The sequence below is a fragment of the Streptomyces sp. JLBJ103 genome (assembly GCF_058215575.1).
On record NZ_CM177089.1, the window covers coordinates 5,191,227 to 5,213,102 of the forward strand.

A 21,876-nucleotide genomic window follows, 5' to 3' on the forward strand; every position below is an offset into this window, starting at 1 on the left:
ACCGCCATGGCCGCGGCCACTCCGCGCTCCGTACGTTCGAGGGGATCGGGCGAACTCCTCGGAAGGCGGAAACCATGCGGCTGCGCGAGCGGCGACGCGAGCATCACATCAGCGGGCAGCACACCGGCGAGTACGACGCGGCCGGAACCCGCGACCACGCCGTCGAACTGCGGGGCGTGCGCCGTAGTTACGGCCGCGGCCGCGGCGGCGTGCACGCCCTGCGCGGGATCGACCTCGTGCTGCCGCGCGGCAGCTTCACCGCCGTGATGGGCCCGTCCGGATCCGGCAAATCCACGTTCCTCCAGTGCGCCGCGGGACTCGACCGGCCCACCGCGGGATCCGTACGGCTGGGTGGCACCGAGATCACCGGCATGAGCGAGAACAAGCTCACCGCGCTGCGCCGCAGCCGCCTCGGCTTCGTCTTCCAGGCATTCAATCTGCTGCCTTCGCTCACCGTCGAGCAGAACGTGCTGCTCCCCCTGCGGCTCGCGGGCGTCCGCCCCGACCGCCGCCTGGCCCGCGAAGTGCTCGCCCAAGTCGGACTGCACGAGCACTCCCAGCGCCGCCCCGGGCAGCTCTCCGGCGGTCAGCAGCAGCGGGTGGCCATCGCCCGCGCGCTCGTCACCCGCCCCGACGTCGTCTTCGCCGACGAGCCGACCGGCGCCCTGGACACCGTCACCGCCGCCGAGGTGCTCGTCCTGCTGCGGCACGCCGTGGACGCGCTCGGCGCGACCGTCGTCATGGTCACCCACGACCCGGTGGCCGCCGGCTACGCCGACCACACGCTCTTCCTCGCCGACGGCTCCATCGCCGACCGGCTGCCCCGCTCCCCGGCAGCCGAGATCGCCGAGCGGATGACCCGGCTCACCGGCCGGGTCCCCGCCGCCGCTGCCATGGCCGGGGGACCGGGCCGATGAGATCGTTCACCAACGGACTGGCCCGCGCCGCCGTCCGGTTCAAACCGTCCGCCTTCGCGGGCACCTTCATCGCCCTGATGCTCGCCGCGGTGATCGTGTCCGCCTGCGGGATCCTGCTGGAGACCGGCCTGAGGGCCTCCGTACCGCCGGAGCGCTACGCGGCCGCCCCCATCGTGGCCACCGCCGATCAGGAGATCGACTACGGCAGCGGGGACATGGCCGACAGCAAGCAGGTCCCCGACCGGGCCCGGCTCGACGCCTCTCTCGTCACCACCGCCGCCCGTACCCCGGGCGCCGCCGCCGCGGCGCCCGATCTGACCTTCCCGCTGCGCACCGCCCACGGCGGGCTGACCGGCCACGGCTGGGGCGCGGCCCCCTTCACCGGTATCGCCCTGGCCAAGGGCACCGCACCGCGCGGCGGCGAGGTGGTGCTCACCGAGGCCGCCGCCCGCGCCGCGGGCACCGGCGTGGGCGGGCGGATCACCGTGACCGCACCGGGCGGCGACCACACCTTCCGGGTGTCCGGACTCGCCCGTACCACCGGCGCCGCGCACTCCGCCGAGGACGAGGGTCCGGCCGCCTGGTTCACCGACCGCCGGGCGGGGGCGCTCAGCGGCCACCCCCGTGACGTCGACGCGATCCTCGTCCGCCCCGGACCCGGCACCACCGCCGACACGCTCGCCGACCGTCTGGAGCGGGCCTTCCGGGGCGCCGCCCACGCACCGGGCGTCCACACCGGCGACGGCCGTGGCGACGTCGAGGAGCCCGCGCTCGCCGGGGCGAAGGAGACGCTCATCGCCCTCGGCGGCTCCTTCGGCGGAGTGGCCACCGCCGTCGCCGTCTTCACCGCCGCGGGCACCGTCGCCCTCTCCGTCGGCCAGCGCCGCCGCGAATTCGCGCTGCTGCGCGCGATCGGCGCCACCCCGCGCCAGATCCGCCGGTCGATCGCCACCGAGGCCCTGCTGGTCGCACCGCTCGCGGGCGCCCTCGGCTGTCTGCCCGGAATCGCCCTGGCGCGCTGGTGGTTCGGACAGCTCAAGGACAAGGGGGCGGTCCCTGAAGAGGTGGAGTTCGCGCTCTCCTGGCTGCCGCCGACGATCGCCGTCGGCGCGGTCCTGCTGACCGCTCTCCTGGCGGGCCTGGTGGCCGCCCGCCGCCCCGCGCGGATCACACCGGGCCAGGCCCTCGGTGAGGCGGCCGTCGAACGGCTGCGGCCCGGACTGATCCGTACGCCACTGGGCCTGGCCGCCCTCGTCGGCGGCTTCGTACTCGCCGGGGTCGCCGCCTCGTCCACCGGTGAGGACGCGGCCAACGCCGCCCTCGGCGTCGTGATGCTCTTCATGCTCGCCGTGGGGCTGCTCGGCCCGCAGATCGCCCGGCTGTGCGCCTGGCTGATCGGGATGCCGCTGCGCGCGGGATCCGCAGCGGCCCATCTGGCCTCCACCACCACCCGGGCCAACGCCACCCGCCTCGCCTCCGCGATCACCCCGATCGTGCTGGCGATGGCCTTCTCCTCCACCCTGGTCTTCCTGCACACCAGTGAGGACCACGTGACGGCGGAGCAGTCCCGGGCGGGCATCGTCGCCGACCAGGTGCTCACCGCACCCGACGGCCTCCCGTCCGGCACCGCCGAACGGGCCGCGTCCGTCCGGGGCGTCACGGCGGCGGTGGGCGTCCTGCGCACCGGCGTCCTGGTCCCGACCGGCTCGGGCGGAGCCAGTCCACTGGAAGGCGTCTCCGCCCAGGGTGTCTCGGGCGGCGGCCGCGCCCTGGCGGCGGTGCAGGACCTGGACCTCCGTACCGGCCGGCTGGACGAGCTCGGCCCGGACCGGGTGGCGGTCGACGCGAACGTGGCGGAGGCGGCGGGCGTCGAGGTCGGCGACCGGCTGCGGCTGCGGCTCCCGGACGGCACCGCCGTGCGGCCCAAGGTGATCGCCACCTATGGGCGGGGTCTGGGCCTCGCCCGGGTCACCTTCCCCCGGGCGGCGCTGACGGCCCATGTGACGTCGTCCTTCGACAGCACGGTGCTGGTACGGGACGACGCGGGCGCGGACCGGGCGGCCGTCGCGGCGGCCCTCGGCCGGATCGGCGCGCAGGTCACCGACCGGGACGGCTACGCGGCCGGCCAGGACGAGGAGCGCGAGCTCAACGCCTGGGCCAACACCACCATGGCCGCGGTCCTCGGCGGCTTCGCCGCCGTCGCCGCCGCCAACACCCTGGTGATGACGGTGCTCGACCGCCGCCGCGAGCTGAGCACCCTGCGGCTGATCGGATCCACCCGTCGGCAGATTCTCGGGATGGTGCGCTGGGAGGCGCTGCTGGTGGCCACCGCGGGCATCGTCCTGGGCACGGCCATCGCCCTGGCGACGCTCACCCCGATGACCCGCGGGCTGACCGGGGAGAGCCCGTACATCCCGCCGCTCACCTACGGCGCCTTCGCGGGCACGGCCGTGGCGCTCGGCCTGGTGGCGACGGGGTTGCCCGCGCGGGCGGCGCTGCGCCGGGAGCGCCGGGGCCTGTAGGGGACACGATGAGGGCCGGAGCCATATGGCTCCGGCCCTCATCGTTCCCGTCGCGCGTTCCCGGGTGGGGGGTCCTCAGGCCGCCGTCGTGGTGCGCTTGCGGGCCTGCTCGGCGGGGTCCTTCTTGAAGGCCCAGGCCATCTTCGGCTCCATCGCGAAGCGGAAGGCACGCTGCACCGGCGGCGTGCAGAGCACGGTGACCACGCTCGCCGCGATGATCGTGACCGTGACCTCGCCGAGCGGCTGGTGCAGCCACTCGTACTCGTCGAACCAGCCCCAGAACCGGGAGCCCTTGGCGAGGAAGCCGTGCAGCAGATAGCCGTAGAGCGTTCCGGCGCCCAGCGCGGTGAACCACATATGGCGCCGCGGCACCCAGGCGAAGAAGCAGCTGACCAGCACGATCGAGCAGCCGAAGAGGGCGAGCGTCATCACCGGACCGGTCCACGGCGGAGCGCCGAGCTCCTGGACGCTGTCGCGGTGGTAGAACCAGGCCGAGTTCATCCGCGGCGCCGCCCAGTAGGCGAACAGCAGGGCGCACAGACCGATCGGCAGCGACAGCCAGCGCACCGAGTTCCGCCGCACCATCTGGAAGTGCTCGGGCTTCATGCACAGGCCCAGCACGAAGAACGGCAGGAACTGGAGGACCCGCTGGAGGTCGAGGTCGTCACCGATGTCGGGGGAGACCGACGCGAGCGTGGCGATCGCCAGCGAGAGCGGGATCGGCCAGCGCACCAGCTTCCAGATAGGGGTCGACAGCCGCCAGACGAAGAGCGCGACCAGGAACCAGGTGAGGTACCAGGGGTCCAGCAGGCTGAAGTCGTAGGTGGGGTCGTCATCGGCCCAGCGCTTGAAGAAGGTGTACGCCACCTCGAAGATCACGTACGGGACGGCGATCCCGGTGATCAGCCGCTTGAGCCGGTCCGGCCGCATGTCGAAGCTGCGCGAGAAGTAGCCGGAGATCACGATGAAGGCCGGCATATGGAAGGTGTACACCGTCATGTACAGCGCTTCCGCGACGCGGCTGTGATCGGTGAGCGGTTCCCAGGAGTGGGCCATCGCGACGAACACGATCGCCAGGTACTTCGCGTTGTCGAAGAACGCGTCGCGCTGCTTCGGCTGCTGTCCGGCCGAGGCGCTCGGGGCGGGCGGGGTCGCCCGGTGTCCTGCTTCGTTGTCCCGCGAGATGGGAGAAGTGGGCGCCGCCTCCTGGGCCGGGGGGAGGGGAGCCCGCTGATAGCCGTGCGGGCGCAGGGAGTTGGTCACAGGCCCTCCCACCAGGAACTGGGAGAAACCGTCCGGGACCTCACTGCGCGCGGGGGAGTCATGGCAGCGTGGAACATCTGAGGCACGATAGCGCCGGAACCTGTATTGCGTAAAACCTCCTTCACTTCTTTGTGGCTAATACCTTCCGTACCTCGGTCGATGGCCTTCCGCGATCAAGTCGACAAAGCGATCCAGGGAGGCGATTTCGCCACTCTTGCTGTCCGTTCTGTCATGCTTCATACCCCTTAAATGGGGCATATGCCCCTCAGGGGGCGCTGGTGGAATGTCTGATTCATTGATGTTTTGTCACCCTCCCGAGCGACCGCCAAAAGAATTCCGAATTGATCGCCCGGGGCGTCGAGTTGGCTATCCGGTGGGGTCTGAAATTGATGTTCGGATGGCTCCTCGAATTGTGGGCAGCGTCACCCGTGTCCACTTGTGTGATGGATTACCGGACGGGTACCGAAGGGGTGGGTGGGCTGCGGGCCGTCCGCCGTTGGCCGCTTCACCCCGCTGCTGTGGAGCGGGAGTTGGTGGCACGATGGTGGCCGCGGGGGTGTGCGGGGTCGCGTGCTTCCGGGGCCGGAGAGACATGTGCGACCGAGGGTGCGTGATCAGCTGTGGTCATTTCTCTGTCATTGGTGGTGCTGGTCGGCATCGTCCTGGTGCTGATGATCCGCAATGGCTCGATCAAGTGGGGGCCGGGCCTCGTCGCGATCCTCTTCGGCTTCCTGCTCGCCTCCTCGGATCTCGCACCGAACATCCAGGACTTCCTGGACTCGGTCGCGAACTCCATCAGTGACATAGACCTCTGACCCCGCCCGCGGGGGCGCGCGAAACCGGCGCGAACCTGGCGCGAAACGGGTGCGGGGCCAGGCACGGAACCGAGCGCCGGAAACCCGCGGGAACGCGCAACGGCCCGGTCCGGAACAGTTGTCCGGAACCGGGCCGAGGGCTGTGGAGCGGGCGACGGGAATCGAACCCGCGTAGCCAGTTTGGAAGACTGGGGCTCTACCATTGAGCTACGCCCGCGCGCGCCGCGTCCGCCCGGTACGCCGGGACGGCAGCCGTCTGGGAATCATCCCCCGGAGCGCGGCACGGCATGCATCGTAGCGGGTTCCGGTGCTCTCCCGCACACCCTTGCCCACCAGTCGAATAACCGGCGGCCAGGGCGTCCGCGGCCATGTACCCTACGTGTCGCACCGACGGGGTGTGGCGCAGCTTGGTAGCGCGTCCGCTTTGGGAGCGGAAGGTCGTCGGTTCGAATCCGGCCACCCCGACCAGCACAGGCGATCAAGATCGCATTGTGGGGCGCGTCAGCCGTGCGGTTACTATGCAAGCTGCGCGTCTGTGTCTTTATCTCTACCGGGCGCGATCCGCTGCGGACGCATCAGCGCAAGCAGCAGAACACCACACGTCAGCCCCAAGGAGACCGAACCGTGAAGAGCGCCGTGGAGAACCTGAACCCGACCCGGGTTCGGCTCACTGTCGAGGTGCCCTTCGAGGAGCTCAAGCCCAGCCTCGACGCGGCGTACAAGAAGATCAACCAGCAGGTCACGGTGCCTGGGTTCCGTAAGGGCAAGATCCCGGCCCGCGTTATCGACCAGCGGTTCGGCCGCGGCGCGGTGCTGGAGGAGGCCGTCAACGACGCGCTCCCGAAGTTCTACACCGAAGCGGTCAACGAGGGTGAGCTCAACCCGCTCGGCCAGCCCGAGGTGGACATCACCGAGCTCAAGGACAACGAGCTGCTGGCCTTCACGGCCGAGGTCGACATCCGCCCCGTGATCGAGATCCCGGACTACTCGGGCATCGAGGTCACCGTCGACTCTGTCGAGGTGTCCGACGAGGACATCGACACGTCGGTCGAGCAGCTGCGCGACCGCTTCGCCACCACCGCCGCCGTCGAGCGCGCCGCGGCCGAGGGCGACGTCGTCGTCATCGACCTCGAGGCCAAGGTCGACGGTGAGGTCCTGGAGGACGGCGTCGCCAAGGGCGTCAGCTACACCATCGGCTCCGGTGAGCTGCTGGACGGCATCGACGAGGCCGTGACCGGCCTGGAGGCCGGCGGCTCCGCCACCTTCACCTCCGAGCTCAAGGGCGGCTCCGCCCAGGGCAAGGAGGCCGAGGTCACGGTCGAGGTCTCCGAGGTCAAGGCCCGTGAGCTGCCCGAGCTGGACGATGACTTCGCTCAGCTGGCCAGCGAGTTCGACACCCTCGAGGAGCTGCGCGCGGACAGCCGCAAGCGCCTTGAGCGGACCAAGAAGTTCGAGCAGGCCACCCAGGCCCAGGAGAAGGTGCTGGACGCCCTCCTGGAGCTGGTCGAGGTCCCGATCCCCGAGAAGCTGCTCGAGGACGAGATCAACACCCGCAAGCACAACCTGGAGCACCACCAGCTCGGCCAGATGGGCCTGAACCTGGACGCCTACCTCCAGATGCAGGGCAAGACCGCCGAGGAGTTCGACGCCGAGCTCAAGGAGCAGGCCGAGAAGGGCATCCGCACCCAGTTCGTCCTGGACGAGCTGGTCAACAAGGAGCAGCTCTCGGTCGGCCAGGAGGAGCTCACCGAGCACCTGATGCGCCGTGCGCAGTCCTCCGGGATGAGCCCGGACCAGTTCGCCCAGGCCGTGGTCGAGGGCGGCCAGGTCCCGATGCTCGTGGGTGAGGTCGCCCGCGGCAAGGCGCTGGCCGTGGTGGTCGAGGCCGCCAAGGTCGTCGACGACAAGGGCGAGACCGTCGACCTGGACGACGAGGACGACGAGGGCGAGACCGTCGAGGCCACCGTCGAGGAGGGCTCCGAGGAGGCCGCCGAGGGCGCCGAGGCGTCCGCCGACGACACGCAGGCCGAGGACGGCGAGCAGGACAAGACCGAGAGCTGACCCTCGTCCGCTCCGCAGCCCGTACGAACGGGCCCGAACGTATGGACACGTCCGGGCCCGTTCGTGTTCCGCGAAGCGGTACCCCCACGGCCCCGTGCCGCGGTGGGACATGCGCTCAGAGCGAACAGTTCCTGATGCGGGATGGCCGCCGCCGACCAGCGCGTTAGGGTCCGTAGATACGAGGGCAGGGGAGTCTCACAAGCCCGCCGGGGCGCACCGGCGGCCATGTCCCCCGCGCCCAGAAGAAGACGCTGAGACGGCCAGTCGCCGTCAGAGACGAGCAGGTGGATACGTGACGAATACGATGCCTTCCGCCGCCGGCGAGCCGACCATCGGTGGCCTCGGCGACCAGGTCTACAACCGGCTGCTCGGCGAGCGGATCATCTTCCTCGGCCAGCCGGTCGACGACGACATCGCGAACAAGATCACGGCGCAGCTGCTCCTGCTGGCAGCCGACCCGGACAAGGACATCTACCTCTACATCAACTCTCCGGGCGGTTCGATCTCGGCCGGCATGGCGATCTACGACACCATGCAGTACATCCAGAACGACGTGGTCACCATCGCCATGGGCCTCGCCGCGTCGATGGGGCAGTTCCTGCTGAGTGCCGGGACCCCGGGCAAGCGGTTCGCGCTGCCGAACGCCGAGATCCTCATCCACCAGCCCTCCGCGGGCCTGGCGGGTTCGGCCTCGGACATCAAGATCCACGCAGAGCGGCTGCTGCACACCAAGCGGCGCATGGCGGAGCTGACCGCCTTCCACACCGGCCAGACCGTGGAGCAGATCACCCGCGACTCGGACCGTGACCGCTGGTTCTCCGCCGAGGAGGCCAAGGAGTACGGCCTGGTCGACGACGTCATGCTGTCCGCCTCCAGCGTTCCGGGCGGGGGCGGCACTGGGGCCTGAGTCCCGCCGTCCCGTAGCCGACCTCCAGCCCTCAGATCGCCACAGGATGGTGAAGACCCAGATGAACAACTTTCCCGGCAGCGGCATCTACGACCGCCCGATGGCCGAATCCCGCTATGTCGTGCCGCGCTTCGTCGAGCGCACCTCCCAGGGCATCCGCGAGTACGATCCGTACGCCAAGCTCTTCGAGGAGCGGGTGATCTTCCTGGGCGTGCAGATCGACGACGCCTCGGCCAACGACGTCATGGCGCAGCTGCTGTGCCTGGAGTCGATGGACCCGGACCGTGACATTTCGGTCTACATCAACTCGCCCGGCGGCTCGTTCACCGCACTGACCGCCATCTACGACACGATGCAGTTCGTCAAGCCCGACATCCAGACGGTCTGCATGGGCCAGGCGGCCTCCGCCGCCGCCGTGCTGCTCGCCGCCGGTACCCCCGGTAAGCGGATGGCGCTGCCCAACGCCCGGATCCTGATCCACCAGCCCTACAGCGAGACCGGCCGCGGCCAGGTCTCCGACCTGGAGATCGCGGCCAACGAGATCCTGCGGATGCGCTCGCAGCTGGAGGAGATGCTGGCCAAGCACTCCACCACGCCCATCGAGAAGATCCGCGACGACATCGAGCGGGACAAGATCCTGACCGCCGAGGAGTCGCTGTCGTACGGTCTGATCGACCAGATCGTCTCGACCCGCAAGACCTCCGTCGGCCTCGGGTGAAGCAACGGTGACATTGCCCCCCTTGGACCGAGTAGGTCCAAGGGGGGCCCGAACCGGGGGCCCGGCAAGGTACCGTCATAGAGGGCCGGGTCAGGCCCCCGGTAACAGAAGCAGAAAGCGCAGCGCAAGCACCCGGGTCCGCCGGGCAAAGCGGATCCAAGGCGAAGGGGAAGCACCTCGTGGCACGCATCGGTGACGGCGGCGACCTGCTCAAGTGCTCGTTCTGCGGGAAGAGCCAGAAGCAGGTGAAGAAGCTCATCGCGGGCCCGGGTGTGTACATCTGCGATGAGTGCATCGATCTCTGCAACGAGATCATCGAGGAGGAGCTCGCCGAGACCTCCGAGGTGCGCTGGGAGGAACTCCCCAAGCCGCGCGAGATCTACGAGTTCCTCGAGGGCTATGTGGTCGGCCAGGAGGCCGCCAAGAAGGCGCTCTCCGTCGCCGTCTACAACCACTACAAGCGGGTGCAGGCGGGGGAGAACGGCGGCCACAACCGCGACGACGGCATCGAGTTGGCGAAGTCCAACATCCTGCTGCTCGGCCCCACCGGCTCCGGCAAGACCCTGCTGGCCCAGACCCTCGCCCGGATGCTCAACGTCCCCTTCGCCATCGCCGACGCCACCGCGCTCACCGAGGCGGGCTATGTCGGCGAGGACGTCGAGAACATCCTCCTGAAGCTGATCCAGGCCGCTGACTACGACGTCAAGAAGGCCGAGACGGGCATCATCTACATCGACGAGATCGACAAGGTGGCCCGTAAGAGCGAGAACCCCTCGATCACCCGTGATGTCTCCGGTGAGGGTGTCCAGCAGGCGCTGCTGAAGATCCTCGAGGGCACCACCGCCTCCGTTCCGCCGCAGGGCGGCCGCAAGCATCCGCACCAGGAGTTCATCCAGATCGACACCACGAATGTGCTGTTCATCGTGGGCGGCGCCTTCGCCGGTCTGGAGAAGATCATCGAGTCGCGGGCGGGCGCCAAGGGCATCGGTTTCGGCGCTACCATCCGCTCCAAGCGCGAGATCGAGGCCAGCGACCAGTTCCAGGAGGTCATGCCGGAGGACCTGGTGAAGTTCGGGATGATCCCGGAGTTCATCGGCCGTCTCCCGGTCATCACCTCCGTCCACAACCTCGACCGCGAGGCGCTGCTCCAGATCCTGGTCGAGCCGAGGAACGCACTGGTCAAGCAGTACCAGCGGCTGTTCGAACTCGACGGTGTGGAGCTGGACTTCGACCGCCCCGCCCTGGAGGCCATCGCCGACCAGGCGATCCTGCGCGGCACCGGCGCGCGCGGACTGCGCGCCATCATCGAAGAGGTGCTGATGTCGGCGATGTACGAGGTGCCGTCCCGCAAGGATGTCGCCCGGGTCGTCATCACCGAAGAGGTCGTGCACTCCAACGTCAACCCGACCCTGGTCCCGCGCACCCGCGGCAGCGAGCCGGGCGAGCGCCACGAGAAGAGCGCCTGACCGCCTGCTGAACGTTGAACACAGGAAGAGGGCCCCGGTGGGTATCCCGGGGCCCTCTTCCTGTTCTTGTGTGCGCCTGAGGGCGCCCCCGCGACGCGTCAGGCGGGCTTGCGGGTGTCCTTGTAGATGCCGGCGGTCACCTTGGCGAAGTCCTCCAGATCGACGTCGGACGCGGTCTCCCGCTCGCCGTCGACGTCCAGCACCATCGCCGCGTCGGTCTTCTCCGCCCAGGCGCAGGCCGGGGCGTAGAGCCGGCCGTAGAGCTTGACGACCTCGCACTCGATGGCGGGGCCGTCCGCGCCGTTGGGCTGGAACTTCTTCCGCTTCTGCTCGACGCTCGGGGAGCTGTCGCCGCCCTTGAAGCTCTTGAACATCGAGTCCTGGACCTTCTTGGGGTCGCTGATCTCGCCGTACATACCGGAGAAGACCAGCCCCGAGTTCTCGTCGGAGGCCTGCGTGTAGCGGGCCATGACGGAGGTCGCGCCGTCGGGCATGCTGTCCTGCACGCTGGTGCCCTCGTTCTTGAGGTCCGTCGTGCCCTTGTCCAGCTTGTAATCGCCGTCGTCGAGTTCCTTGGGGGTGACCAGCTTCATCGCCTTGGGCTTGTCCTTGCCACCGGTGAGCACCACGGCTCCGGCGACGATCGCGCCCGTCACCACCAGCGCGGCGGCCGTAATGGCGATGATCTTGGTCTTGTTGCGCCCCCCGCCGGGCGTGGGTTGCCCCGGGTAGGGCGGCTGTCCGTAGGGTCCCGGCTGCTGGGGGTAGCCGTACCCCTGTTGGGGTGCCTGCGGCTGCTGGGGGTAGCCGTAGGACGGGGGCTGGGCGTAGGGGTTGGGCTCCGCGGACGGCTGCTGGCCCCCGCCGTACGGATTGGGCTGACCGCCACCGAACGGTCCGGGCGGCGGACCGGGCGGCGGCGGTGGCTGGTTGTGGCTCATGGGTGCTGGGGATTCCCCTTTCCGGTTCGCTAACTGACCTCGACACGCACGTCCTTGCGGACGTTGGCTGCGATCTCGGCGGCCTCGTCCAGCGACAGGCCCCTGCCGGACACCGCGGACGCCGTGTCGGAGACGACCACGTAGCCGACGGTGCTGTGGTCGCCCCACATGCAGATCGGGATGGTGAACGGCTTGGCGCCGCTGGTCCCGGCGGAACCCGGCGTGAACTTGGCGTTCTGGCACTTCATCACGGCGTTGTCCAGCCCGCTGGGGGACTTCTCCTCGGGGCTGCCGACCAGTTCGGCCTTGGCGCCGTTGGAACCGGCCGACGGGTCATTCGTCGCTTCCTTGGCGATCTTGGCGAAGGCGCCGTCGACGACCGCCGCCGGGTCCTTCACCTCGCCCCAGACGCCCTTGAACTCCAGGGCCTTGAGGTCCATGCCGGAGCCCGACTTGTAACTGGCGCCGGTGCCCTCCGGGTTGGTGACCCCGAAGGTGGCGAAGTCCTGCTTGTCCTTCTCGCTCAGCTTCTCGGACTCGCCGCTGCTGCCGGGCTCCTTGGTGTAGTCCGTGGCCACCGTCTGGGGCGTGGTGAGCTTGTAGCGCTTGCCGTCGTCGGCGACCTTCGAGCTGCCGCCCTTGCCGCCGCCCTTGGCGTTGTTGCCACCCTTGTCGTCGTCACCGCCGCCCATCAGCACCACACCGCCGATCACCGCGGCCACCACGACCACCGCGCCGATGGCGAGGGCTATGCCCTTCTTCTTGTTGCTGTTCGGGTCCTGGCCCGGCTGGTACGGGCCCGGCATGCCCGGCTGCCCGTAGGGCGGCTGCTGACCGTACGGCTGCTGGGGCTGGCCGTACGGCGGGGCGGGCTGCTGCGGCGCCTGCGGGTATCCGTAGCCCGGCTGCGGCTGGCCCTGCGGCTGCCCGTAGGGGTTCGGCGGCGGGGGCTGCTGCCCGTAGCCACCCTGCTGCGGGTAGCCGTAGCCGGGCTGGCCCGCGGCACCGCCCTGCCCGTACGGTCCCGGCGTCTGCGGCTGCTGCCCGTAGGGGCCCGGCTGGTTGTAGCTCATGTCAGTCCTTCGTTTGAACTTGGGTGTTGCTAGCTGTCTCGCGCGACGCGTGCGTCTTCGCGCACCTTGGCCGTCACATCGGCGGCGTCCTTCAGGGACATGCTGTCGCCCAGAACCGCGGCAGCCGGGTCCGCCATCACCGTGACGCCCAGGGTGTTCTTATCGCCCCAGACGCACGCGGGCGCCTCCATGGATCCCTGTTGGGAGGTGAACTTCATCGACTGGCACTTCAGGACGTCTCCGTCGAAGCCGTCCGGAGTGAACTCCTGGGCCGAGCCGTTGGCCTCGGCGGTGCCGTTGTCCCGCAGGGTTTTGACGATGACCGCGAGTACGAGGTCCGCGCCCCGCTTGGGATCGGTCACCTCGCCCCAGACGCCGGTGAACTTCATCATCTTCTTGCCGGACGTCTGGTAGTCGGCGGCCACCAGATGCGGATCCTTGACGACCGGAATGCTCTGGAGGTCCTTTTTGCCCGCCGCCGACAGATCCTTGTCGTCGGTGCCGGCTCCCTGGCGCTGGTACTCCGCGGCGACCGTCTTGGGTGTCGTCAGCTTGTACGGACCGCTGTCCCCGCCGAACAGCACGAAGGCCCCCGCCGCCAGACCGCCCACGACCACCAGGGCCCCCACCGTGAGCCCGATCGTCCGCCCCTTGCCGCGGCCGCCGGGCGCGGGTGCGGGCGGCGGTCCGCCGTAGTAGCCCGCCCCCTGCTGCGGAGGCTGGCCGTAGGGCGTGGGCGCCTGGGGCGGTGTGTACGGCCCCGGCGCGCTGTAGGGGCCCGGCTGGCCGTAGCCTCCCTGCGGGGACTGTCCGTAGCCTCCCTGCGGGGGCTGGTTGTAGCCGGGCTGCTGGGCATAGGGATTGGGCACAGGTGGCTGACCGGCGCCGTACGGCCCTGGCTGACCCCCGTAGGGGCCGGGCTGCGGCGGCGGTTGCTGATAGCTCATCGTGCCTCTCTCCATGATGCGCATGACAGGTGCGGAACATCCTTCCCGACGCGTTGCCGTGGCTCGGCGCCGGGGCCACAACGGGTTCGTAACGGAGTGCCCCCGCCCTTTAGACTGCCGTCGTGACCGAGAACTCTTCGCAGCGCCCCGACAGCGGGCCGAACAGCCACCCCGAACTGCCGACCCAGTACGCGCCGGCCGATGTAGAGGGGCAGTTGTACGAGCGCTGGGTAGAGCGTGGTTATTTCGAGGCCAGCGCGAAGAGCGACAAAGAGCCCTACACCATCGTCATCCCGCCCCCGAACGTGACCGGCTCGCTGCACCTCGGTCATGCCTTCGAACACACCCTCATCGATGCGCTCACCCGGCGCAAGCGGATGCAGGGCTACGAGACGCTGTGGCAGCCCGGGATGGACCACGCCGGTATCGCCACGCAGAACGTGGTCGAGCGCGAGCTGGCCAAGGAGGGGGCCTCCCGCCACGACCTGGGCCGTGAGGCGTTCGTCGAGCGGGTGTGGCGCTGGAAGGGCGAGTCCGGCGGGCAGATCTCCGGCCAGATGCGGCGCCTGGGCGACGGCGTCGCCTGGAACCGTGAGCGCTTCACGATGGACGAGGGGCTGTCCAAGGCCGTCCAGACCATCTTCAAGAAGCTCTACGACGATGAGCTGATCTACCGCGCCGAGCGCATCATCAACTGGTGCCCACGCTGTCTCACCGCCATCTCCGACATCGAGGTCGAGTACGACGACGAGGACGGCGAGCTCGTCTCGATCCGCTACGGCGACGGGGAGGCGTCGATCGTCGTCGCCACCACCCGCGCGGAGACGATGCTCGGCGACACCGCGGTCGCGGTCCACCCGGACGACGAGCGCTACCGCCACCTGATCGGCACCGAGATCGAACTGCCGCTCACCGGCCGCCGGATCCCGGTCGTCGCCGACGCCCATGTCGACCCGGAGTTCGGCACCGGCGCGGTCAAGGTCACCCCGGCCCACGACCCGAATGACTTCGAGATCGGCCAGCGCCACGGTCTGCCGAATCTCTCCGTCATGGACGAGCACGCGGTGATCACCGCCCATGGCCCCTTCCAGGGCCTGGACCGGCTGGAGGCGCGCAGCGCCATCGTCGGCGCCCTGCGCGCCGAGGGCCGCATCGTCGCCGAGAAGCGGCCGTACACCCACGCCGTCGGCCACTGCTCGCGGTGCAAGACCACCATCGAGCCGCGGCTGTCCATGCAGTGGTGGGTCAAGGTCGGTCCGCTGGCGAAGGAGGCGGGCGACGCGGTCCGCGACGGCCGGGTGAAGATCCACCCGGAGGACATGTCCAAGCGCTACTTCGACTGGGTCGACAACCTCCACGACTGGTGCATTTCGCGCCAGCTGTGGTGGGGCCACCGGATCCCGGTCTGGTACGGGCCGAACGGCGAGGTCGTGTGCGTCGGCCCGGACGAGGAGCCGCCGAGCGGCGCGGGCTGGACGCAGGACAACGACGTCCTGGACACCTGGTTCTCCTCGGGTCTGTGGCCGTTCTCCACGATGGGCTGGCCGGAGCGGACCGAGAGCCTGGAGAAGTTCTATCCGAACTCGGTCCTGGTCACCGGCTACGACATCCTCTTCTTCTGGGTCGCCCGGATGATGATGTTCGGCCTCTACGCGATGGACGGCACCCCGCCGTTCCACACCATCGCCCTGCACGGCATGGTCCGTGACCAGTTCGGCAAGAAGATGTCCAAGTCCTTTGGAAACGCGGTCAATCCGCTGGACTGGATGGACCAGTACGGCTCCGACGCGGTCCGCTTCACCCTGGCCCGCGGCGCCAACCCCGGTGTGGACGTCCCGATCGGCGAGGACTGGGTCCAGGCGTCCCGCAACTTCGCCAACAAGATCTGGAACGCGACCCGTTTCGCGCTGATGAACGGCGCCACGGTCGAGGGCGAACTCCCCGCCCCCGAGCGGCTTTCGGCCACCGACCGCTGGATCCTGTCCCGGCTGAACAAGGTCGTCGCCGAGGTCGACGCGTTCTACGAGGACTACCAGTTCGCCAAGCTCTCCGACGTCCTCTACCACTTCGCGTGGGACGAGGTCTTCGACTGGTACGTCGAGCTGTCCAAGACCACCTTCGCCAAGGGCGGTGCGGAGGCCGACGCCTCGCGCCGGGTCCTCGGTGAGGTCCTGGACGTCACGCTGCGGCTGCTGCACCCGGTCGTCCCCTTCGTCACCGAGAAGCTGTGGACCTCGCTGACCGGCCAGGAGTCGGTGGTCATCGCCGACTGGCCGAACGACAGCGGCTTCCGGGACGAGGCGGCGGAGCGGGAGATCGAAAACCTCCAGCAGGTGGTCACCGAGGTCCGCCGGTTCCGCGCCGACCAGGGGCTCCAGCCCGGCCAGCGGGTTCCCGCGCGGCTCGAGCTGTCCGGCACCCAGCTGGCCGCCCACGAGGACGCGATGCGTTCGCTGCTGCGCCTCCAGCCGGCCGGTGAGGACTTCACCGCCACCGCCTCGCTCCCGGTCGCGGGCGCCACGGTGGCGCTGGACCTGTCCGGCGCGATCGACGTCGAGGCCGAGCGCAAGCGGCTGGCCAAGGACCTGGCCGCGGCCGAGAAGGACAAGGCGCAGACCACGGCGAAGCTGGCCAACGAGGGCTTCCTCGCCAAGGCGCCGGACCATGTGGTGGAGAAGATCCGCACCCGGCAGGCGACCGCCGAGGCCGATATCGCCCGGATCACCGCCCAGTTGGCGGGCCTGCCCAAGGGCTGATCCACCGCGTTCGCAACCGCAGCGCCCCCGCCGATTGCCGGCGGGGGCGCTGACGCGTTGTGACACATCGATTTCACAGTCGATGCACAGGTATGCCCCATCGGGAACCACAACGGACTTTCCGGGAGTCTTCTCCATGTACGTCCCGGAAGGAGCTCTGGCTGAATGAACAAGCCGCTGCGGAAGGCCTCCGTATTCGCCCTGCTGCTGGTGCTGTCCCTCATCGTCTGGGCCACCTATGTCCAGATGGCGCGGGGCAGTGAACTCCGGGACAACCCGCACAACACCCGCATCGCCATCGCCCGGTACGCGAACCCCCTCGGCGACATCGTCGTCGACGGCAAGCCGATCACCGGCTCCCGGTCCACCGGGGGCAGTCTGCGCTACCAGCGCACCTACACCGACGGGAAGCTGTACGCGCCGGTCACCGGCTACGCCTCCCAGGCGTACGGCAGCAATCAGCTGGAGGCCCTGGAGCGCTCGGTCCTCGACGGCTCCGACAGCAGGCTGAAGAACCCCCTCGAGGCGGTCACCCGTGAGCCCTCCAAGCCCGGCGACGTGATCACCACGATCGACCCGGCCGCCCAGAAGGCCGCCTTCGAGGGGCTGGGGAACAAGACCGGCGCGGCCGTGGCGATCGACCCGGAGACCGGCCGGATCCTCGCCCTGGTCAGCACGCCCTCCTACGACCCCGGCAGCTTCGCGGGCTCCTCCACCGACGACCAGAAGGCATGGCAGGCGCTCCAGAAGGACAAGAAGCAGCCGATGCTGAACCGAGCGCTGCGCCAGACGTATCCGCCGGGCTCGGCCTTCAAGCTGGTGGTGGCCGCCGCCGCGCTCGAGGACGGCCTGTACGACTCGGTGGACGAGCGGACCGAGAGCCCCGACCCGTATCTGCTGCCGGGCACGGCCACCACGATGCGCAACGAGAACCCGTCGGCGCCCTGCGAGGACGCGACGATCCGCACCGCCCTCCAGTACTCGTGCAACACGGTCTTCGCGAAGATGGCCGTGGACCTGGGGCAGAAGAAGGTGGCCGCGCAGGCGGAGAAGTTCGGGTTCGACGACTCCGAGCTGGACATCCCGGTGCGCGCCGCGAAGAGCGTCTATCCGAGCGGGATGAACGACTCGCAGACCGGGCTGACCGGAATCGGCCAGTTCGACGTCACCGCGACCCCGCTCCAGATGGCCATGGTGACGTCGGCCATCGCCGACGGCGGCAAGCTGATGACGCCGTACCTGGTGGACCGTACGACGGACGGTGGCGCCTCCGCCCTGGACCGCACCGAGGCCAAGACCTACGGCCGGGCGATGTCCGGGGACACCGCGGACCAGCTGCGTTCGGCGATGCGGACCGTCGTGGACCGGGGCACCGGCACCAATGCCCGGATACCCGGGACGGAGGTGGGCGGCAAGACCGGCACCGCGCAGCACGGCGAGAACAACAGCGGTACCCCGTACGCGTGGTTCGTGAGTTACGCGGATGACGGCGAGGGCCACAAGGTCGCGGTCGCGGTGGTCGTCGAGGACAGCGACGCGGCGCGCGCCGATGTCTCCGGTGGCGGTCTGGCGGGCCCGATCGCCCGGGCGGTGATGCGGGCCACGCTGGCGTGAGGGTACGAGGCGGCCCCGGGCGCGAGAGTCCTCCCTCGTAGACTGGACCGCGTGAGCGAGCGCCCCCAGAACGAAACCGGCGAACCAGACGAATTTGACGAGATCGTCGAAGCGGAGACCGACCGTGACCCCGATCTGGCGGTGATCGAGGCCGGCAGCCGGACGCTGCGTACCCAGTCCGGGCCGCCGCAGGGTGACGGCATCCCGGCCCGGCCCGCCGACCCCGAGGTGGATCGCGCGCTGCGCGAGGTGGAGGCGGAGCTGGCCAAGCGCTGGCCGGAGACCAAGCTGGACCCCTCGCTGGTGCGCCTCGAGGCGCTGATGGACATCCTCGGTTCGCCGCAGCGGGCCTATCCCTCGATCCACATCACCGGGACCAACGGCAAGACCAGCGCCGCGCGCATGATCGAGTCGCTGCTGGGCGCCTTCGAGCTGCGTACCGGCCGCTACACCAGCCCGCATGTGCAGTCCATCACCGAGCGGATCAGCCTGGACGGCGCGCCCGTCTCCGCCGAGCGGTTCATTGAGACATACCAGGACATCCAGCCCTATGTGGACATGGTCGACGCTCAGCAGGAGCACCGGCTGTCCTTCTTCGAGGTGCTCACCGGTATGGCCTACGCGGCCTTCGCGGACGCGCCGGTGGACATCGCGGTCGTCGAGGTCGGCATGGGCGGCACCTGGGACGCGACCAATGTGATCGACGCGGGGGTCGCGGTGATCATGCCGATCTCCCTGGATCACACCGACCGGCTCGGCACCACTCCGGAGCAGATCGCCCGGGAGAAGGCCGGGATAGTGAAGCAGGACGCCACCGTGGTGCTGGCACAGCAGCCGGTGGAGGCCGCGTCGGTGATCCTCAAGCGCGCGGTCGAGGTGGACGCCACGGTCGCCCGCGAGGGCATGGAGTTCGGAGTGCTCTCCCGCGAGGTGGCGGTCGGCGGCCAGCTGCTGACCCTGCGCGGCCTCGGCGGCGAGTACCCGGATGTCTTCCTCCCGCTGTACGGCGCCCACCAGGCGCACAACGCGGCGGTGGCCCTGGCCGCCGTCGAGGCGTTCTTCGGCATCGGCACCCAGCACGCCCGCACGCTCGACATCGACACCGTCCGCACCGCCTTCGCCTCGGTCACCTCGCCCGGCCGGATGGAGGTGGTGCGCCGCAGTCCCACCGTGGTGCTGGACGCCGCCCACAACCCGGCGGGCGCGCACGCCGCGGCCGAGGCGGTCACCGAGGCGTTCGGCTTCAGTCGGCTGATCGGTGTGGTCGGGGTCAGCGACGACAAGGACGTACGCGGGCTGCTGGAGGCGTTCGAGCCGGTCTTCGCCGAGGTCGTGGTGACCCGTAACTCCACCCATCGCGCGATGGACGCGGACGAGCTGGCGGCCATCGCCGTCGAGGTCTTCGGCGCGGACCGGGTCCAGGTCGAGCCCCGGCTGGACGACGCACTGGAGCAGGCTGTCACCCTGGCGGAGGAAGAGGGCGAATACTCCGGAGCCGGGGTCCTGGTCACCGGATCAGTGATCACGGTCGGCGAGGCCCGGCTGCTTCTGGGAAAGGGCTGATATGCGAACGCTGTGTGCCTCCACCCTGATCGGTGAGTTCTTCGTCATCGGCTTCGCGGGGCTGGTCGCGATGAAGACGTCTGATCTGTCGACCGGCACGGTCTGGACGGTCTGCGGTATCGCCATGGCGCTGTGTGTACTGCTGTGCGGCATGCTCAGCCGTCCCGGGGCGGTGCAGATCGGCTGGGCCCTCCAGCTGGGCCTGGTGCTGAGCGGCATTGTGGTCCCCGTGATGTTCTTCCTGGGCGCGGTCTTCGCCGGGTTGTGGTGGGCCTCGGTTCACTTCGGCCGGAAGGTCGACGCGGCCAAGGCCCGGTTCGCCGGTACCGGGGCCACCCCGTCCGCTGACGCTGCGTAACGTGACCGCTGTTCACCCATGTAGCCTCTGCGGCACAGCTTCACCCGTATGCCACTTCCCAAAGGAGCCCGCACCGTGACCCAGCGCACTCTCGTCCTTCTCAAGCCCGACGCCGTACGCCGTGGTCTGGTGGGCGAGATCCTGGGGCGGATCGAGAAGAAGGCGGGCTGGACCATCAGCGCCCTGGAACTGCGTGAGCTGGGCCGTGACCTCCTGGAGCAGCACTACGCCGAGCATGTGGGCAAGCCGTTCTACGAGCCGCTGGTGGAGTTCATGTCCTCCGGCCCGGTCGTGGCGCTGGTCGTCGAGGGCGAGCGCGTGATCGAGGGTGTTCGCGCGCTGGCCGGACCGACCGACCCGATCGCCGCCGCCCCGGGTTCCATCCGCGGCGATTTCGGCACCATCGTTCGGGAGAATCTCATCCACGCCTCGGACTCGGAGGAGTCCGCGCTGCGGGAAATCAAGATTTTCTTTCCCGGTCTCGCCTGATTCCCGCCGGTTCCCACCCGGCTTGAGCTAAACGATCATCAACTCGTCACACCCCTGCTGACCTGGGGGCGGTCGAATTTCTCGGCCGCCCCTCTGCATATGCGGCCCGATCGGGGGAACGCATCTCCGCGACACGACGTCACCATTAGAGGGGGCGGGCTCGTGTTCTGCCGACAATGGCGGAGGACCCCCGCAGCGTGTTCGAGCGGGCGTGACTACGATGAGAGCTTCCGCGCCTCGCAGCGCACACATCCTGCCGAACCTCAAGCATGCAATCGCTCCAGTAGGGAAGGCCTGACGTATCCTCATGGGGAACAACATGTCGTTCATCGGCCGTGACATGGCTGTCGACCTCGGCACCGCCAACACGCTGGTGTACGTCAGGGGCCGCGGGATCGTCCTCAACGAGCCGTCCGTCGTCGCCATCAACACCAACACTGGTGGAATTCTTGCCGTTGGCGCCGAGGCGAAGAAGATGATCGGCCGCACCCCTGGCAACATCGTCGCCGTGCGTCCGCTCAAGGACGGCGTTATCGCCGACTTCGAGATCACCGAGCGGATGCTGCGGTACTTCATCCTGAAGATCCACAAGCGCCGCTATCTCGCCCGGCCCCGTGTTGTGGTCTGTGTGCCGTCCGGCATCACCGGTGTGGAGCGCCGTGCCGTCATCGAGGCGTCCACCCAGGCGGGTGCCCGTCAAGTGCACATCATCGAGGAGCCCATGGCCGCCGCCATCGGCTCCGGCCTCCCGGTCCACGAGGCCACCGGCAACATGGTGGTGGACATCGGCGGCGGCACCACCGAGGTCGCCGTCATCTCGCTCGGCGGCATCGTCACCGCCCAGTCCATCCGGGTCGCGGGCGATGAGCTGGACAACGCGATCATCCAGCACATCAAGAAGGAGTACAGCCTTCTGCTCGGCGAGCGCACCGCCGAGAACATCAAGATCACCATCGGCTCCGCATTCGAGAGCGACCAGGAGGAGCACACCGAGATCCGCGGCCGCGACCTGGTCAGCGGGCTCCCCAAGACCGTTGTCATCTCCGCCGCCGAGGTCCGCAAGGCGATGGAGGAACCGGTCAACTCGATCGTCGACGCGGTCAAGACGACCCTCGACAAGTGCCCCCCGGAGCTCTCCGGCGATGTGATGGACCGCGGCATCGTGCTCACCGGCGGCGGCGCGCTGCTGCGCGGCCTGGACGAGCGGCTGCGCCGGGAGACCGGGATGCCGATCCATATCGCCGAGGACCCGCTGGACTCCGTCGCGCTCGGCTCCGGCAAGTGCGTCGAGGAGTTCGAGGCGCTCCAGCAGGTGCTGGACGCCCAGCCCCGCAGATGACAATCCGGTGTATCGGCCGTACGGGTGGATGGCAGCCCGTACGGCAGAACGCTGATATACAGGCATAAGGCTCCCCAGGACCGGCCGTAGACCACATATCGCCGGCGACCGGTCCGACTCCGACGAG

17 protein-coding genes and 2 tRNA genes are annotated in these 21,876 nt (G+C 69.3%); 14 read left to right on the forward strand and 5 right to left on the reverse strand.

The features are described 5' to 3' along the window. Positions 1 to 74 precede the first annotated feature (74 nt). Both AC4BEG_RS22880 and AC4BEG_RS22885 read left to right on the forward strand, forming a co-directional pair. Positions 75 to 917, forward strand: a complete 843-nt coding sequence (locus AC4BEG_RS22880; RefSeq protein ID WP_490701618.1) for an ABC transporter ATP-binding protein — start codon at positions 75 to 77, stop codon at positions 915 to 917. Next, positions 914 to 3,439 (forward strand): ABC transporter permease, encoded by a 2,526-nt coding sequence (locus tag AC4BEG_RS22885; RefSeq protein ID WP_490701619.1) that lies wholly within the window; start codon positions 914 to 916, stop codon positions 3,437 to 3,439. The genes AC4BEG_RS22880 and AC4BEG_RS22885 overlap by 4 nt, the downstream gene beginning before the upstream one ends. Positions 3,440 to 3,514: 75 nt before the next feature. On the opposite strand, the gene AC4BEG_RS22890 is transcribed toward AC4BEG_RS22885, so the two are convergent. Continuing rightward, positions 3,515 to 4,702 (reverse strand): acyltransferase family protein, encoded by a 1,188-nt coding sequence (locus tag AC4BEG_RS22890; protein WP_490701620.1) that lies wholly within the window; start codon positions 4,700 to 4,702, stop codon positions 3,515 to 3,517. A gap of 620 nt (positions 4,703 to 5,322) precedes the next feature. Here AC4BEG_RS22890 and AC4BEG_RS22895 point away from each other — a divergent pair. After that, positions 5,323 to 5,517, forward strand: a complete 195-nt coding sequence (locus AC4BEG_RS22895; protein WP_490701621.1) for a hypothetical protein — start codon at positions 5,323 to 5,325, stop codon at positions 5,515 to 5,517. A 143-nt stretch (positions 5,518 to 5,660) separates the two neighbouring features. Here AC4BEG_RS22895 and AC4BEG_RS22900 read toward each other — a convergent pair. Then, a tRNA-Gly gene (locus tag AC4BEG_RS22900) sits at positions 5,661 to 5,734 on the reverse strand. A gap of 174 nt (positions 5,735 to 5,908) precedes the next feature. Between AC4BEG_RS22900 and AC4BEG_RS22905 the strand changes: the two genes are divergently transcribed. From AC4BEG_RS22905 to clpX, 5 genes are all read left to right on the forward strand, one after another. Further along, positions 5,909 to 5,985 (forward strand) — tRNA-Pro (locus AC4BEG_RS22905). 156 nt (positions 5,986 to 6,141) lie between these two features. Continuing rightward, complete coding sequence (tig, locus tag AC4BEG_RS22910; RefSeq protein WP_490701622.1) at positions 6,142 to 7,578, forward strand: trigger factor; 1,437 nt, start codon at positions 6,142 to 6,144, stop codon at positions 7,576 to 7,578. Between the two features lie 304 nt (positions 7,579 to 7,882). Beyond that, on the forward strand, positions 7,883 to 8,485 hold the full coding sequence (locus tag AC4BEG_RS22915) for an ATP-dependent Clp protease proteolytic subunit (RefSeq protein ID WP_490707165.1): 603 nt from the start codon (positions 7,883 to 7,885) through the stop codon (positions 8,483 to 8,485). A 61-nt stretch (positions 8,486 to 8,546) separates the two neighbouring features. Then, on the forward strand, positions 8,547 to 9,203 hold the full coding sequence (locus AC4BEG_RS22920) for an ATP-dependent Clp protease proteolytic subunit (protein WP_176182974.1): 657 nt from the start codon (positions 8,547 to 8,549) through the stop codon (positions 9,201 to 9,203). 179 nt (positions 9,204 to 9,382) lie between these two features. Next, complete coding sequence (gene clpX / locus AC4BEG_RS22925; RefSeq protein WP_201875563.1) at positions 9,383 to 10,669, forward strand: ATP-dependent Clp protease ATP-binding subunit ClpX; 1,287 nt, start codon at positions 9,383 to 9,385, stop codon at positions 10,667 to 10,669. A 98-nt stretch (positions 10,670 to 10,767) separates the two neighbouring features. On the opposite strand, the gene AC4BEG_RS22930 is transcribed toward clpX, so the two are convergent. Genes AC4BEG_RS22930 through AC4BEG_RS22940 form a run of 3 tightly spaced genes read right to left on the reverse strand, consistent with a single transcriptional unit; the run spans position 10,768 to position 13,645 of the window. Further along, a complete protein-coding gene (locus AC4BEG_RS22930) occupies positions 10,768 to 11,610 on the reverse strand; it encodes a hypothetical protein (RefSeq protein WP_490701623.1) in 843 nt (280 codons plus the stop codon). Positions 11,611 to 11,639: 29 nt separating this feature from the next. Next, positions 11,640 to 12,683 carry a hypothetical protein gene (locus tag AC4BEG_RS22935; protein ID WP_490701624.1) on the reverse strand — a complete coding sequence of 348 codons (1,044 nt, stop codon included), beginning with the start codon at positions 12,681 to 12,683 and terminating at the stop codon, positions 11,640 to 11,642. 29 nt (positions 12,684 to 12,712) lie between these two features. Next, a complete protein-coding gene (locus AC4BEG_RS22940; protein ID WP_490701625.1) occupies positions 12,713 to 13,645 on the reverse strand; it encodes a hypothetical protein in 933 nt (310 codons plus the stop codon). 107 nt (positions 13,646 to 13,752) lie between these two features. On the opposite strand from AC4BEG_RS22940, the gene AC4BEG_RS22945 reads away from it, so the two are divergent. From AC4BEG_RS22945 to AC4BEG_RS22970, 6 genes are all read left to right on the forward strand, one after another. After that, positions 13,753 to 16,386 carry a valine--tRNA ligase gene (locus AC4BEG_RS22945; RefSeq protein ID WP_490701626.1) on the forward strand — a complete coding sequence of 878 codons (2,634 nt, stop codon included), beginning with the start codon at positions 13,753 to 13,755 and terminating at the stop codon, positions 16,384 to 16,386. 165 nt (positions 16,387 to 16,551) lie between these two features. Further along, entirely contained in the window at positions 16,552 to 18,000 is a 1,449-nt protein-coding gene (locus AC4BEG_RS22950) for a peptidoglycan D,D-transpeptidase FtsI family protein (RefSeq protein WP_490701627.1), read from the forward strand. 51 nt (positions 18,001 to 18,051) lie between these two features. Further along, the gene (gene folC, locus AC4BEG_RS22955; RefSeq protein WP_490701628.1) at positions 18,052 to 19,563 is read left to right on the forward strand and encodes a bifunctional tetrahydrofolate synthase/dihydrofolate synthase; all 1,512 of its coding nucleotides are present in this window, start codon (positions 18,052 to 18,054) and stop codon (positions 19,561 to 19,563) included. Between the two features lies 1 nt (position 19,564). Beyond that, positions 19,565 to 19,921, forward strand: a complete 357-nt coding sequence (locus AC4BEG_RS22960) for a DUF4233 domain-containing protein (RefSeq protein ID WP_490701629.1) — start codon at positions 19,565 to 19,567, stop codon at positions 19,919 to 19,921. 75 nt (positions 19,922 to 19,996) lie between these two features. Next, positions 19,997 to 20,410, forward strand: coding sequence for a nucleoside-diphosphate kinase (gene ndk / locus AC4BEG_RS22965; RefSeq protein ID WP_201875571.1), 414 nt, complete (start codon positions 19,997 to 19,999; stop codon positions 20,408 to 20,410). 319 nt (positions 20,411 to 20,729) lie between these two features. Next, positions 20,730 to 21,749, forward strand: coding sequence for a rod shape-determining protein (locus AC4BEG_RS22970; protein ID WP_060944038.1), 1,020 nt, complete (start codon positions 20,730 to 20,732; stop codon positions 21,747 to 21,749). The last annotated feature ends 127 nt before the right edge of the window (positions 21,750 to 21,876 follow it).

Excerpts from the sequence above, each read along its gene's own strand:
- AC4BEG_RS22885 (WP_490701619.1), top strand. The coding sequence starts at position 914 with ATGAGATCGTTCACCAACGGACTGGCCCGCGCCGCCGTCCGGTTCAAA.
- AC4BEG_RS22940 (WP_490701625.1), bottom strand. The coding sequence starts at position 13,645 with ATGGAGAGAGGCACGATGAGCTATCAGCAACCGCCGCCGCAGCCCGGC.
- AC4BEG_RS22970 (WP_060944038.1), top strand. The coding sequence starts at position 20,730 with ATGTCGTTCATCGGCCGTGACATGGCTGTCGACCTCGGCACCGCCAAC.
- AC4BEG_RS22935 (WP_490701624.1), bottom strand. The coding sequence starts at position 12,683 with ATGAGCTACAACCAGCCGGGCCCCTACGGGCAGCAGCCGCAGACGCCG.
- AC4BEG_RS22960 (WP_490701629.1), top strand. The coding sequence starts at position 19,565 with ATGCGAACGCTGTGTGCCTCCACCCTGATCGGTGAGTTCTTCGTCATC.
- AC4BEG_RS22950 (WP_490701627.1), top strand. The coding sequence starts at position 16,552 with ATGAACAAGCCGCTGCGGAAGGCCTCCGTATTCGCCCTGCTGCTGGTG.
- AC4BEG_RS22880 (WP_490701618.1), top strand. The coding sequence starts at position 75 with ATGCGGCTGCGCGAGCGGCGACGCGAGCATCACATCAGCGGGCAGCAC.
- AC4BEG_RS22930 (WP_490701623.1), bottom strand. The coding sequence starts at position 11,610 with ATGAGCCACAACCAGCCACCGCCGCCGCCCGGTCCGCCGCCCGGACCG.
- AC4BEG_RS22915 (WP_490707165.1), top strand. The coding sequence starts at position 7,883 with ATGCCTTCCGCCGCCGGCGAGCCGACCATCGGTGGCCTCGGCGACCAG.
- AC4BEG_RS22920 (WP_176182974.1), top strand. The coding sequence starts at position 8,547 with ATGAACAACTTTCCCGGCAGCGGCATCTACGACCGCCCGATGGCCGAA.